The sequence below is a fragment of the Paraburkholderia sp. AV2 genome, assembly GCF_054968425.1.
In genome coordinates this window covers 50,966-64,802 of record NZ_JBANLK010000036.1, presented here as the reverse complement: position 1 = coordinate 64,802, position 13,837 = coordinate 50,966, and the positions used below count along the sequence as shown (strand labels likewise).

6 protein-coding genes are annotated in these 13,837 nt (G+C 61.1%); all 6 read right to left on the bottom strand.

All coding sequences use genetic code 11. From position 1 onward, the window contains the following. Positions 1-37 precede the first annotated feature (37 nt). The 6 genes from V8683_RS22460 to V8683_RS22435 all read right to left on the bottom strand — a co-directional run bounded on the left by V8683_RS22460 (position 38) and on the right by V8683_RS22435 (position 13,793). Complete coding sequence (locus V8683_RS22460; RefSeq protein WP_411189701.1) at positions 38-2,209, bottom strand: AAA family ATPase; 2,172 nt, start codon at positions 2,207-2,209, stop codon at positions 38-40. A 115-nt stretch (positions 2,210-2,324) separates the two neighbouring features. Further along, a complete protein-coding gene (locus V8683_RS22455; RefSeq protein WP_411189702.1) occupies positions 2,325-5,468 on the bottom strand; it encodes a sacsin N-terminal ATP-binding-like domain-containing protein in 3,144 nt (1,047 codons plus the stop codon). Between the two features lie 12 nt (positions 5,469-5,480). After that, positions 5,481-8,204: a DEAD/DEAH box helicase gene (locus V8683_RS22450; protein WP_411189703.1), complete on the bottom strand. Its 2,724-nt coding sequence runs from the start codon at positions 8,202-8,204 to the stop codon at positions 5,481-5,483. Beyond that, the gene (locus V8683_RS22445; RefSeq protein ID WP_411189704.1) at positions 8,201-9,886 is read right to left on the bottom strand and encodes a site-specific DNA-methyltransferase; all 1,686 of its coding nucleotides are present in this window, start codon (positions 9,884-9,886) and stop codon (positions 8,201-8,203) included. Before V8683_RS22445 ends, V8683_RS22450 begins: the two co-directional genes overlap by 4 nt. Continuing rightward, a complete protein-coding gene (locus tag V8683_RS22440) occupies positions 9,883-10,722 on the bottom strand; it encodes an abortive infection family protein (protein ID WP_411189705.1) in 840 nt (279 codons plus the stop codon). Before V8683_RS22440 ends, V8683_RS22445 begins: the two co-directional genes overlap by 4 nt. Further along, on the bottom strand, positions 10,719-13,793 hold the full coding sequence (locus tag V8683_RS22435) for an SNF2-related protein (protein ID WP_411189706.1): 3,075 nt from the start codon (positions 13,791-13,793) through the stop codon (positions 10,719-10,721). The genes V8683_RS22440 and V8683_RS22435 overlap by 4 nt, the downstream gene beginning before the upstream one ends. Between the last annotated feature and the right edge of the window lie 44 nt (positions 13,794-13,837).

Below are 13,837 nucleotides of genomic sequence, written 5' to 3'. Positions count from 1 at the left end.
GTCTCAACGCCAAATATCTCGCACTACAGAATACCGTTTAGATCGCGACGGAACACTTGAGGAACCCAATCTTGTCCTTCACGCGCATCGCAAGCCAAGGCAATTCCTCGCGGCACACGCCTGCGCCGTTGACCTGTCTGCGGACGTGCTGGTCGAGAGGCTGAACGTCCGTCTGCGCGGCAAATTGCTTGAGTGCCAGCAGGAAGACGACATCGTGCGTAAAGACGATGACCTGTCTTCGCTTTGATTCCTCCACCAGCCGTCGCGCGACGGCGCTCCGCCACTGGAAGTCGAGCGAAGACACGGGGTCGTCGAACACGATGCCGGAGGGGTCGTCGGCGGTGCTAAGTTCGGCGAAGAAAGCCGCTATGGAAATGCACCGCTGTTCCCCCTCGCTCACGACCTTGGGAACGTCGATGGTCGGGTTTCTGGTGAGGACGAGCTTGTGATAGAATACGCCTTCCACGCCGCCTTGCTCTTTTAGCTCGACTTCGACGTGGTTGAATTCCAATGCCTTCAACTCGTCCTTGAAGCTCTTCTTGAGGCTTTCTGAGACGACCGCCTTCGTCACGGCGGAGCTTTTCTGCGTGATGGCGTTCGGCTTGGTCTCGTCGATGCATTGGGCGTAGGCGGCGATTTTCTTCTTGTTCTCAATTTCATCAAGAAGCGTCTTCTCGTGCTTGCCGAGCAAGACCCGCGCGCGCAATTCCTGCGCCTCGTCGGTCATCTTTTTCTTGGCGTCGGCGGCTCCGGCCTCGCGCAGCGACTTGAGGCGAGCGTCGATTTCATCGCCGATGGATTTGGCTTGGGTCGAAGATGCCGCGAGCGCTTGAAAGTCTTCGCCGAGGTCTTTGTTCTCGGCGAGCGCCGCAACGATAGCGGCGCGGCGCTTCTCGCTCTGGGATATGGCGGCGCTGATGGCTTCGGCCTTGGCCTCATGCTCCAGGCGCAGTTCCTTGAGGGTTTCTTCGACCGCATCCGTGGACGTCTTGAGATTGGCAAAAGCGTTGCGCCTGCGCGTGAATTCGTCGCGTATCTGCCGAAGCTCCTTCTCCGTCGTCGAGACCACGAATTCCTCGAAGTGCTTGAGCCGGTGGGCGGCGGCATGGTCGAGGTCTTGCTGGCAAAGGACGCATTTCGCGCCACCCTCCGTGACGGGAAAGCCTTGACCCTGATACGCCTGTTGCTCCGAGAACAGCCGCGCCGCCTCCCACATGGCCTTCCACTGCTCGCCGCCGGTTCCGGCAAGCAAACCTTGCGGAAACGTCGCTTCGCGCAACCGCTTCGCTTCCTCGCTTTTGCGGCGTCCTTCCTTCCGCGTGTCGAACACTGCGGTCACTTCCGCGTCCGCCAGCGCCGTTTCCACCCCGCGCAGATGGTCGGCAAGCGCGCGGACGCGGTTCGCGCGGAGGGTCAGTTGCGCGACGAGCTTCTGCGGATCGTTGGCTTGCAGGTCTTGGAGGGCCTTTTCCAGAAAGGCAAGCCGCTCCTGTTCCTCGGGCTTGAGGCGCGCAATGGTCTGCACGTCCTCCGGCTTGGTAAACAGGGTGATGCCGTTCACCAGCTTCGCCGCCGCCGTTCCCTGCGGAATCTGCGCGATGGCGCCCGCCAGGGCATTGGTGTTCAACGCGCGTTGCTCGGTTTCCAGTTTTGCGCGAACGGCCTTGCAGGCGCGGACGAGCTTATCGAAAAGGTCGAGGCCGAAGGGCAGAAAGGCCACGTCCGTCCGCTCATTCAAATAAACGGCGGCGCATTGCGTGTCGAAGATGCTCACGCGGGAGACGAACTCATCCGCGTCGCCGCCCGTCCACTCGCGGGCGGCGATATCGGTTCCGACCTTGTATTTGATGGCGACAGTCGGTTTGGGCGGAGCCGCGCCGGTTATCACGACGTTGCCGAGAATCGTCTCCTGCCCGCGCGCGCGGCAGGCTTGCTTGAGGATGCGAATGTATCCGGTCTTTCCCGCACCATTATCGCCGTAGACGATGGTGAGGCCGGAGGCGAACTTGAGGGTCTGGTTCTCGGCAAGGGCGTTGACGCCCTTGTGATGGAAGATGGAGTCCAGCGAAACCGCCTGCGCCGCTCCCCCGCGCTCCGGCACGTGTTCCTTGGCAAGCGGTTGCGCCGCAACCTTCTCCGTCAACCCATGTTCGCCCTTGCAAATCGCCGTCAGGGCGTCGATGTCCTCTGCGCCCAGATCGCCGTTCATGACAAGACGGCGGAGCGCGTCGCGTTGCCATGTCGGACGGTCTGCCGACCATGTTTGAATCTCTTGAAGGACGTTTGCCATTGTTCTTCTGTAGCTCCCGGAGTCTTGCCGTCCGCTATCGGACGCCCTGCGCCAGCGCGCCGTTTACGGCCCCTTCGGGTGCGGGCGGAAGACTTTCTTCCGCTTCCAGCACGGCCTTGAGGTCTACGATGTGCGTCTTGCTGAAATACACAGTCACGTCCTTCTCTGCCAGAACCACGGGCAACTCGTTCCCCTCGATGGCCTGAAATTCGTCTCGCGTCGTCTCTTTCGAGCCGTTCACGAACCGATACATGGCGGAATGGTTCGGGCAGAGCGCCAGATAGTTCTGGGGGTGACGTTTGCGTAGCTCCGGCAGGAATTCCACGACCTCGAAGTATTCGCGCCCGTCGTCGAGCTTGAAAGGCAAAGGCCCTTTGCATATCTGGCAGGTCATTTCGCCGTCGGCATTGCGGTAGTGCTCGCGCAGATACGTGTCGGCCTGTTCCTTGACTTCCTCCTTGTCGATGGAAACCGAACGCTCGCGGACTTCGGATTCCTTGTCGGGGGCCTTCAATGCCTGTTCGCGCACGTTCTTCGAGCGCCGCTCGGGATTGGCGAGCGGGCGGTCGGGGATGGGAGCCTTATTGCTGGCGTCGAGCGCGGCAAGAATCCTCTCCTGCTCGGACTCGGGCAATTCATTGAAGCGCTTGGCGCGTTCGGCAGCGGCGGCGTCGCTGAATCCGAGGCTCTTTGCGGCGGCTTCCTTTTGAAGCGCCTGGGCCGACGCCCGTATCGCCGTTTCGCCGAACTGGACGGCCTTGAGCCACGCATAGCCGGAATCGAAGGGGAAGCCCTTCGGAAGCAATTCGCGCGAGGCGTCGGCTGGGCGAACAAAAACGCCGTCGCCCTGCGGAATCCAGCTTGCCGCGCGAAGCGCATGGACGAGACGAGATGCGGCGGCGCGGGCACCGTTCGACTTGTTCATCTGATAGGTCGCTTGCAGATAGCTGGGATAGGACGGGAAGTTCGTCAGCGTCCGCCAGACGAGGCGCGAAAGACCGAGCGACGGCGTCTTCAACAATTCCACGAGGTGCGGAATGAAGTAATCCCGATTGATGTAGGTCGAGGCGCGGCTTCCGGCGACCATCAAGAGGTAATTCCATTCGGGATTCTTCTCGCAGGTGGTCTCGTTCACCCGCAGTACGCCCCTGGCACCTGCGGCGCGCGCGAATTTTCCAAGCCGCTCCACTTCCACACCGCAGTTGCGGTAGCTGCCGTGGAGGGCTTCCAGGCGCACCTCCGGCGAAAGCGCCCCGTAGTACGAGGACAGGTTGGTATCCGCATACGGCTGGTCGAGGTAGATGTCCTCAGGCCGATACCACTTCTCGTCCTCGCCTTGGAAGATGTAGAACGCGCCGAACAGCTTTGCCTTATCAGGTTGCTTCTCGACAAGCGCCACGAAGCGCTTGAGGTCTTCCGCGTAGGTGGCATCGTCCGGCAGTTCCGCTTCCTTGGTGTAACGGCTCTTGAGGATGATTTCGACTTCCTCGGCCTCGCCGATTTCACGAACGCCGACGAGCGTCAGAAGATTCTTCGCGTTCTCCTGCTGGTTCTTGCTGGTGCCCGACGTGTAGACGGCCTTATCGGCAACAGCGACACTCTTGCCGGCGCCGTCGCCGGAGAAGAAGGCACGGTTGCCCTTGCTAAGCGTCCCGTCGGCAAGGCGCACGATGCGAAGAGACTTGAGCCGATGGGCTTCGTCTTTCGCCTCGGCGTGAAGCAAGGCGTAAAACTCCTGCATCCAGAGAGGCGGCTTTTCCTGCAACCACGACAAGAATCCCTCGTCCGGCTCGGTACGGAAGAAGGCATCTTCGTTCACCTTGTCGCAAAGGGCTTCAACGAATTCTTCGAGGCCCCACTCGCGGATGCCCAGCCCCGAGAGGAAATTGTCGATGCGGCTGCTTCTCTGCGTCGCGCCGACCGCCCAAAGCGGCGGATCGTCGTCGTAGTCCACAAGGAATTCGATGTCCTCTTCCGAGAGCAAGGACTTGAGGGAAGCTCTTGCCTGAATGAGACGGTTCGCGGGCGCGTGTCCGCGCGCGTGGGTCGGTGTCAGCGGATGCGCCTTCATTTCGTCCACGATGGCGGCGCGGATGCCCTGATAGCGCGGTGGAATCTGGTCTTGCGGATTCGGGAGCACCGAAAGGAAGTCCGGCGTCAGGAGGCCAAGCTCCTTGATACGGTGCAGGGATTGACCGGCAAGCGCGGCAAGTTGCTCGAAGAGCGGAAGATTGGCCTTCGTCTCCTTGATGCTGGCACGGCTCAACTCGGGCACGAAAGGCCCATGCAGATGAAAGCGCAAGCCGGATGATTCCTTCACAGCCGGAAAGAACACGGCGACGCTCCCCGGCTCGGCGGGAATAATCTTCACTTGTCCGGCAAGCGGCCTTCCCTGCTGGAAGCGTGGAACGCCAGGAAGGAAGTCCAAAGGAAAAGCGACGGCGACGCGCTGCTTCTCAAGGCCGAGAACGGCCTCGTCGAACTTGAGGAAGTGTGAACTGGCGGCGGTCTTGCCGCCAAGCTCTTTCAGGACTTCAAAGTGAAAGTCCGAATGCTTGTAACGGCGCACCGCGCCCGTCGTCTCCGCGTCGATGCGCCAGTTGACCGATTGGAGGCTGGACAGGAAGAGAAGAGTCTTCTCGTCCAGTTCCTTCAAACCGGCGGCGATTTCCGCATGGGCGTCAGCCTTCGGCTTCTTGGCATTGTCGAAAGGAAACTCGAACCGCGTCCGTTGAGCAAGCGACGCGGCGGGAGCAATCGGCTCGGGAAGAATCAACTGGACGATGCGGAAGGCGAAGTCGCCGGAGTAAATCGACGGGGCTGCCGTATAGACGAAGACGGACTTGAAGCCGACGCCGAACTTGCCGATTTTGTCCTGGGCCTGCGCCTTCGTGCTGTCGTGGAGGCCGGTAATCGACTTCACGTCCTCAAGCGTGAACACGCGCCCGTCATGCTCGCAGACGAGGCGGTCGGGCGTAAGCGTGAAGGACACTTCCGTAGCGCCCGCGTCCTCGGCGTTTTGCAGAAGCTCGTAGACGAAGTGCGCGCGGTCGGGATAGAAGTCCTCGAAGATATCGAGGTTGATTTCCCCGCGATTGGCGTCGAGGCCGTCGATGAACTTGCGGCGGCGCTCAATCAGTCGCTGAAAGTCTGCGCTGTGCTTTTGTCCACCCGTCATCGTGGGCCTCCCTCATGAAGTGGCGTACTTGGCCACGAGTCCGTCGAGCGTGGAATTGGCGCGTATCTGGTCGTCGGGAATGAGGAGGTAGACCCAAGGCTTCGTGCCGCCGCCAGGCGCGTGTTCCGTCGCGGTCTTGCACCACTTGGTCGCGGCGGCGGCTTTGGCCTTGACGGTCGCGTCGTCGAGTTCGTTCTGCGCCTTCACTTCGCAGATGAGCATGTTCGTCTTGGTCTCGACGACGAAGTCCGGCTCGTAGGCTTCGCCCGAGCGATAGTCGATGCGGAACTGGTTACGCCCCGGCTTTATCCACTTCTCCGTGCTCGGGTCGGCCTCGACGACGACGGCAAGGCGGCGTTCGGGGTCGGTATCGAACTTTTGAAGCGTGTAACAACACTTCGAGAAGCCGCCGAAGACGTGCTTGCGGGTGTCGGAGAGCGGTGCTACGGCCTGCTTGAAGTCGCGGACGCGCTGTCCGGCGGGCACGTTCATCGGCTGGGCTTGGAGAAGCATGAAACCCCGCGTGACGGTGACTTCGTAGTCGTCCTCGCCAAGCGGCGTCTCGCGATAGTGGTTCATCATTTGCGCAAAGATGAAATCCGCAAGGTGGCGTCCGTGCCGGAGCAGGACGTTTTCCACCTCGGCGTCGTTCGCGAGATAGGACTTCACGCGCGCGACGACTTGCCCCGCCAGCTTGTAGAGCAAGCCAGCGTGGGCGTCGTAGTCAATCTCGTTGCGCTCGATGAGGTAGCGCAAGAGATAGTCTTCCGCGCGGCCCTCGCGCGGATCGTCGATGGCGCGGGCGAGATAGACCCGCGCCTGGGTGCGCAGGTCTTCGATGACAATGCCGTCCTCAATCGGGCGCAGATTGACGGACGCGAGGTTGTCGAGGTCAAAGTCCTCGAAGGTGAACGTCACCTGCTTCTTGGGCAGGACGACGATTTGCGGGATGGAAATGGTGCGGTCGGCAACAGTGACGGCGACGGTCTGCACGATTTGGTCGATGCGCGGCGCTTCGATGATGCCTTCGAGCGTGCCCTGAACGGGTCGAACCAACTCGCGCACTTCGTCGGCAATCTGCTTCTGCACCTCCGCGCCGCGCAACGCCTCGGCGCTTCCGAGTTTGCGCTCGTAGCGTTTGATGACTTCGAGCGTGATTTCGGCGGCCTTCGCCTCCGTCGGCGACTTGAATACGAAGGCGTCGCACTCTTCCTTGGCAAAGCCGGGGATTTCCGGTTGCACACCCGTCACAATCATTTCGACGACGGAAGGCGCTGTCACAAGGGTCGCGCCCGTTACGGAAATATCCCCGCCTTCCCCGATTTCGACAGTCTTCATGACGATGGAGCCGGGCTCGCGGGCCTTGGCGATGATGTCGTCGAAACGCTCGTGGGCGATGACGGTGAGCCGGTCAACGGCGGCAAACTCCTCGTTGCCGCCCTTGGACACGCGCTTTCCGAAGGGCAGACGGAGGCCGCGCCCCAGGGTCTGCTCGGTCAGGATTTCGGACGCGGAGGCGCGGAGCGGAACGATGGTATAGAGGTTCGTCACGTCCCAGCCTTCCTTGAGCTTGTTGACGTGGATGACGACGTCCGTACGTGCGTCCTTTTCGAGCGCCACCAGACGCGCGGTCGCGTCTTCGCTCTCTTCGCCGCGGAGGGCGGAATGCACTTCCGCCACCTTGTCCTTGAAGCGGCCCTTGAAGAAGTCCTCGGATTCGATGAAGTCGCGCAAGCGCTTGGCTTCGGTCGTATCCGCCGCAACGACGAGGATGAATGGATGCACCTTGGGCGCTCCGGTCGTGCGGTGATAGCGGTCGAGTTCCACGGCGACGTGGTCGTGGTGGTGGACGGCGTCTTCGAGCTTGATGCGCTCAAGTTCCTTGTCGCCCACGGATTTCGGGTCGAAGTCCTTGCGGGTAGCGACGGCGGGTTCCTTGACGAAGCCGTCCGCCATAGCCTGCCCGAGCGTGTAGCTGTAGATGACGTTCTTGAACGGCACGGGCCGCGCGCCCACGGTCTTCGGCGTCGCCGTCAGTTCCAGACCGAGAATGGGCTTGAGGCCGTCGATGGCGGCGGCACCCGCGCTCGCGCGGTAGCGGTGCGCTTCATCCATCAGCAAGACGAGGTCGTCGAGCTTGGAGAGGTAGGCGTAATAGCTCTCGCCGATCGTCTCTTGAAGCCGCTTCATCTTCGGCTTGCCGCGCGGGCTTTCTTCCTTGTTGATTTTATCGACGTTGAAGATGTTGATATGAACGTCGGAGCCGAAGATGTCGGTCGAGCGTCCGGTCTCGTACCGCACGCCGACGCCGCTTTCATAGTTGTCGCCGGTGATGATGAGCGGCAGATTCGCCGCGAATTCGGCAATGCCCTTGAAGACGTACTTCGGGCTGTCGGGCGAGAAGTCGGCAATCAGCTTTTCGTAGATGGTCGTGTTCGGCGCGAGCACGAAGAAATGGCGGCTCTTGCCCGTGAGGTACAGATAGGAAATGAACGCGCCCATGAGGCGGGTCTTGCCCACGCCCGTCGCAAGGGCGAAGCAGAGCGACGGAAACTCGTGCTCGAAGTCCGTGACGGAGGGATAGAGGTCGCGGATGGCGGCGAGCGCGGCGGCGGGGTCGCCACCCTTTTCGAGCGCAATCCTGCTGGCAACGTCGGCGAGGATTTCCAGCGAGTCCACCTGCGGCTTGCGAAGCGAAAGCCGCTGGCTGATGGTGCGGACGGTACGGTCAGTCACTTCCCGCCCTCCTGGCTGAACAGGTCATCCTGCGAAGTGCCATTGCGCTTCTTGCGCGTCTTGGGAGGTTGGGCGGGGTCGTCGGCTCCCTGCGCTTCGCGCGGGGCTTCGGGCAGGTTAGCCACGTTGAGGCTGTAATCGTCGTGACCCCACTCGCACTTGCGAAGCACGGCTTGGGGGATTTTCCTGATAGTGAGATTTGGAAAGGAGTCCGCATTGGCGCGGAATGCCTTACAGCACACCAGCAAGGTGCGCTCGTCGCCGACGGCCTCGGAAATCGCTGAAAGCTGGTCGTGCGTTAGGCTCTGCGTGGTGACGTAGATAAAGTCCGTCTCCGAAGACCGGCCCTGCATCCAATAGTGCGTCTCGTCGGGCTGATAGACAAAGCCCATCAGCTTGCACACGGCCTGCGAGAGCTTCGCCGCGTCGAACTCCTTGGAGATTACCCAATTCCCCCACGAGTCTTTCTCAAGGAGCGAGGGTGCCAGGCGGTAGTAACGGAACCCACCGCCGCCTTTCCATTCGACGGCCTCTGTGACGCCGCCGGCGTCCGTGCCGTCGATGACCTTTTTCAAACGGGGAGCAATGTGCGTTCCGCAGTGCTCTCCGAGTTCCACCATGACCCACCGCCGCCCCATCTTGTGCGCAACGGCTCCTGTTGTGCCGGAACCGGCAAAGGAGTCGAGAACGAGGTCGCCAGGGTCGGTTGCAATGTGAATGATTCGACGAAGCAACCGTTCGGGCTTCGGCGTAGGGAAAGGATCATCCTTCCCGAAGAGGTAGTGCATTTCCTTCTTGGCTTCGTCCGTATGACCGACTTCATCATGAGGCCACCATGTCCACGGCACGAACCCTTCGACCTCATCGAGATAACGGATGACATTGGGCTGGCTGTTGTTGTCTTTGCCGAAATAGATACGGCCTTCGGCTCGGAGCTTAAGAAATTCCGGCTCAATCATTGACCAGCATCGGCCTTCAGGCGGCTCGTGAACCGCGCCGCCAGGGGCGACAATCTTGTACATCTGATTCGGCCGATACCCCTGCGCGGTCATCGGAATGGGCCGCCAACGACCGCGCTTGTCATCATTTACGTTCTTGTAGACCTTTGCCTGCTCTTCGGTGATTGGCACAAGATTGCGGACGGCCTTGAACAGATTGGGATTTTTGGCATACACGAGGACGTAGTCATGGGCGTCGCCAATCGCCTCGCGATTCTCCCTTGAGTAGCGTTTCTGCCAAACATTGGATGCGATGAAAGAGCCGCGGCCTAGAATCTCATCTAGCAGCACCTTGAGGTAATGCGCTTCATTGTCGTCAATGGTTATCCAGAGCGAGCCGTCTTCGGTGAGAAGCTTGGCGAGAATTTCGAGTCGGTCACGCATGAGCGACAGCCAGATCGAATGTTCGACGCCGTCGTCGTAGTGCTGGAAGGCGCTTCCGGTGTTATACGGCGGGTCGATGAATACGCACTTCACCTTCCCCGTGTACTCCTGCTCAAGCGCCTTGAGCGCGAGCAGGTTGTCGCCTTGGATGAGGACGTTGTCGAAGATGTCGTGGTCAGTGAAGAGCACCTTGGCGTGATGAGACTTCTCCGCGTCTTCCAGAAGGATGCGCGGCTCAAGGCGCAGACGCTCGTCCTTGCCAATCCATGTCAGTTCCAGACGTTGCTTTCGGTTGCTCATGATGCGGGTCGCTGATTCTTCTTCTGTTGATATTCAAACGATTCCAAAAGGAATTCGCAGAGGGTGAAAGCCGCATTGACCGCGAGCTTCGCGTGGTGGGGGGCCGGGTTGTAGCGGCGAGCGTGGCGGTCGCTGGCCTTGTTGGCAACCTCGAACAATCCGGCAACTTGCCGTTGGAGACCCTCCAGAATTGTCTTGATGTAGTTCTCAAGGGAGTCGCCCTTGGGGTCGAGGTGCAAGGGCGCAGCGACGGCTTTGTAGAGGGCGCGGATATCGCCCTCGCTTTCGTTGAAGGCGATGGCGGTCTTGCGCAAAAGCTGTTTCAGGAACTCTTCGACGAGCGTATAGGCGTTGGCGATCGCGCCCGCCGCGTCGCCGTTGGCGATTTTGTGTCGCGCCTTCTCGACGTGCTCCTGTATGGATTCTTCCGTGAGGCGAACAAGCGTCGGGGCATGGACGATTGCGGCGGTGAGCGAGTCGGACGTGAAGTGCCCGTTCTCGTAGCGGAAGCCGTCGCGCTCCATGCGGCGCAACAGGCTGTTGACGGTCGCTCGCAGCTTGTCGTTCGGCGCGGCATCCTGGGCGCGTCGTAAGTCCTCGATAATTTCTTCGTAGGTGACGAGGAGCTTGCGCGTGTCGGCGGGCGACGAGAAGTCGATGTTGGCGTAATAGGTCTCGACCGAGCTTCGGCGCTGGCCCCCGACCGACGGTTCGTAGCCGGCCTTAGGTGACAGGCCGCCCGCCTCGAAGAACATATCTATCTCGCGCAAGGTGGAGCCGACGAGCACTTCGCGGAACTCATTGCGCGTCGCCTTACTGATGAACTCCCTGCTCATGTCACCTCCCACCGGATGGTGAACAGCGGCGCGAGAGACGGGTCGAGCAGCAGGCTCGCCTGAATCTTGTCGAGCATGGCTTCGACTTCCTCGCGGATTTTCTCGCGGCGGTCGAAGAACTCGCGTTTCAGCTTGTCGCGCTTGGCTTCAAGCCCGTTGATGCGCTTCTTCTCGGCGAGCTTTTCCGCCATAGGCAGGATCGAGCCGCGCATGGCCTTCTTGGCTTCCTTGACTTCCGCTTCGACGGTCTTGATTTCCGTCTCGAAGGCGCGTTCCAAGTCTTCGGCGTAGTGGTCGAGGTTTTCGCTTTCCACGTCGAGCCATTCGGCGTTCTGCTTTTCCGCCTCGTCCAGAAGCTCCTTGCGGCGTACGGCTTCACAGCCCTGCAAGGCGTCCTCGGGCGGGGTGCCGACGGGCGGCTCGTTCTGCGCGGGTACGCGGAACAGGCGCTCGAAGGTTTCGGGGTGGACGGCCTCGCCGTCGTCGGTGACGGCAGCCATGACCAGATGCTCGCGCGTGATGGCCTTGGTCACGATGCTGAACTTGCCGATGCGCGCCCATCCGGCCTTGCCGCGCAGAGGCTCCACATCGGTCAGGCGACCGCCGCGATAGCTTGAAAGGTCGAAACGCAGGCACGAGGCCGCGTCGAAGCGGCGCTCCTTCGCCTTCTTCACCACGTCGGTCGCCAAGGTGCCTTCCATCAGGCGGAAGAACCGCCAGCCCTTTTCGTCGGCGAGTGGCCATTCGGTCGTATAGGTTTCGCCGCGATAGTCGAAGCGGCGCTCGTCGTTCGCGTGGAAGCGCGCCTCGGGAATCTCCGCCCGCGCGACGTAGAGAAGCTGCTTCTCGAAGTCGGAAAGCTGGTTGCGGATTTCGTCCTTGCGGGTCTTGAGACGGTCGATGACCCTCTCGTCCACGGATTCCAAAAGCCGCTTGCGCGCGTCGAGTATCTGCTCGTCGATTTGCGCTTTCAGGTCGTCTTGCAACTTGTCGAAGGCGGCGTCGATTTCGGTTTCGGTGCGCGCGCTCTGCACGATTTGGAAGATGCGGCGCTCGATGTCCACGCCGCGCTCGATGACGCCCAGCACTTCGTCGCTCGCGCCGAAGACGCCCTTGAACAAATTGAACTTCTGGTCGAGAAGCTGGTGGATGCGCTGTTCGGCGTGGTTCTTGAGGTTGAGGAAGTTGACAACGGTGACGTCAATCTTCTGCCCGTAGCGGTGACAGCGCCCGATGCGCTGTTCCACCCGTTGCGGATTCCAAGGCAGGTCGAAGTTGACCAGGAGAGAGCAAAATTGAAGGTTGATACCCTCCGCGCCGGATTCCGTGGCAATCAGGATGGTCTTGCAGTCGCGGAAGGCTTCGACGATGGCGGCCTTCATGTCTGCCGTCTTGGAGCCGGAGACGGCGTCGGTGCCTTTGTTCTGCGCGAGCCAGTTCTGATAGATGGACTTGCTCTGCGGGTCGGCGTTCGAGCCGTTCAGAAGCACGATGTCGTCGGCATAGCCCTTCTCGGCGAGAAGCGCCACAAGATAGGTCTGCGTCCGCACGGATTCGGTGAAGATGACGGCCTTGCGCTGTCCGCCTTTCTTCACGATTTCGGCGAGGACTTGCGGGAGCGCCTTGATGAGCGCATTGCCCTTCTCGTTCTGCCCGATGGAGAGCGCCAGCTTGCGGTAGCTCTCAAGCTCGGCGATTTCCGCTTTCAGCTTCTCGGGGTCAATCGGGGGCGCTTCCTGTGCCTCGCCGTTGCCGTTGTCGTCGAACTCTTCGGCCTCTTCGTCGATGACATCGTAGTCCGCGACGGTCTCGACGGTCGGCGTCTCCATCTGCTTGAGACGGTCGATGATTTTCTTGAGCGTGTCGGCAATGGCGAAGGTGGACGAACCCAAAATCTTGCGCACGACCATCGTGACAAGCTGGTTCGGCTTGTTGCCGAAGGCAATGGTGTCCTTCCGTTGCAGATAGGCCGACACGTCAGCGTAGAGCTTCAATTCGTCTTGCGAGGGCGCGTATTCCATCGTGAGCGGACTGCGCTCGGTGTAGCGGATGAGGCCCGCCTGTTGCACCTGACGGCGGAGGGTGCGCTTGCAAATCGGTTCCAACCGCTTGCGCAGGAAGATGTGCCCGTTGCGCGCCCCCGCGCCCACGACGTACTGGCTGCGGAACGAGTCCTCGTCGCCGAAGTGGTGCTCGTCGAGCACGGAGACGAGGCCGTAGAGTTCCATCAGCGAGTTCTGCAACGGCGTCGCCGTCAGCAGAATCTTGAAGAACGGGCGCGTGGCGTCGCGGAGTTTCTTGGCGCGCGCGGCCCCATCCTTCCGGTAGACATTGCGCAGGCGGTGGGCCTCGTCGAACACGACGAGATCCCACTGACCGGAGCGAATCTCGTTGTCCTTGAGTGCCGCGAATTCGTAGGACGTGATGACGACGTGGTCGGGATGTGCGAAGGGTTTGGCGATGCCCTTCTTGCGCAGGTCGTTGTAGCTCTTGCGCTCGACGATGACGGAGGGGAGAGAGAACTTGTCGTAAAGCTCCTGGCTCCACTGCTTGCGCAAGGAGGCGGGCACGACAAGCAGGATGCGGCGCTTGCGCTCGGCCCAGCGCTGGGCAATGACAAGGCTCGCCTCGATGGTCTTGCCGAGGCCGACTTCGTCGGCGAGCAAGACGCCCTTGGACAGAGGCGACGCCAGCGCGAAGAGCGCGGCGTCCACCTGATGCGGGTTCATGTCCACGCGGGCGGTCGAGAGGGATTGCGCCAGCGCATCCTCCCCCGTGCCTTCCAGCGTGATGCGGTGGGCGAAGAACGTGCCCTGTTGTGGGGAGTAGTGCGCGTTGGGGAGCGTGGTCTCGGCGGACGGCTCCGGCGCTACGTCCGCGCCGTCATTGGCGGCGATGTCGGTGGCGCTCTGGTTCTTGAGCCAGAGCGTAATCGTGGCGCGGTCGAACCGCCACGAGCCGCCGACCTTCATGCCGGGAATCTTCGCGGCGGCGACGAGCTTGTACACCGTCTTTTCGTTGATTTTCAGGAGGTCAGCCACCTCCCGAATCGTGAGAATATTTTCCGACATGGTTGGGACTATACCCTATCCCGAGCCATGCATGGAGAAAATCA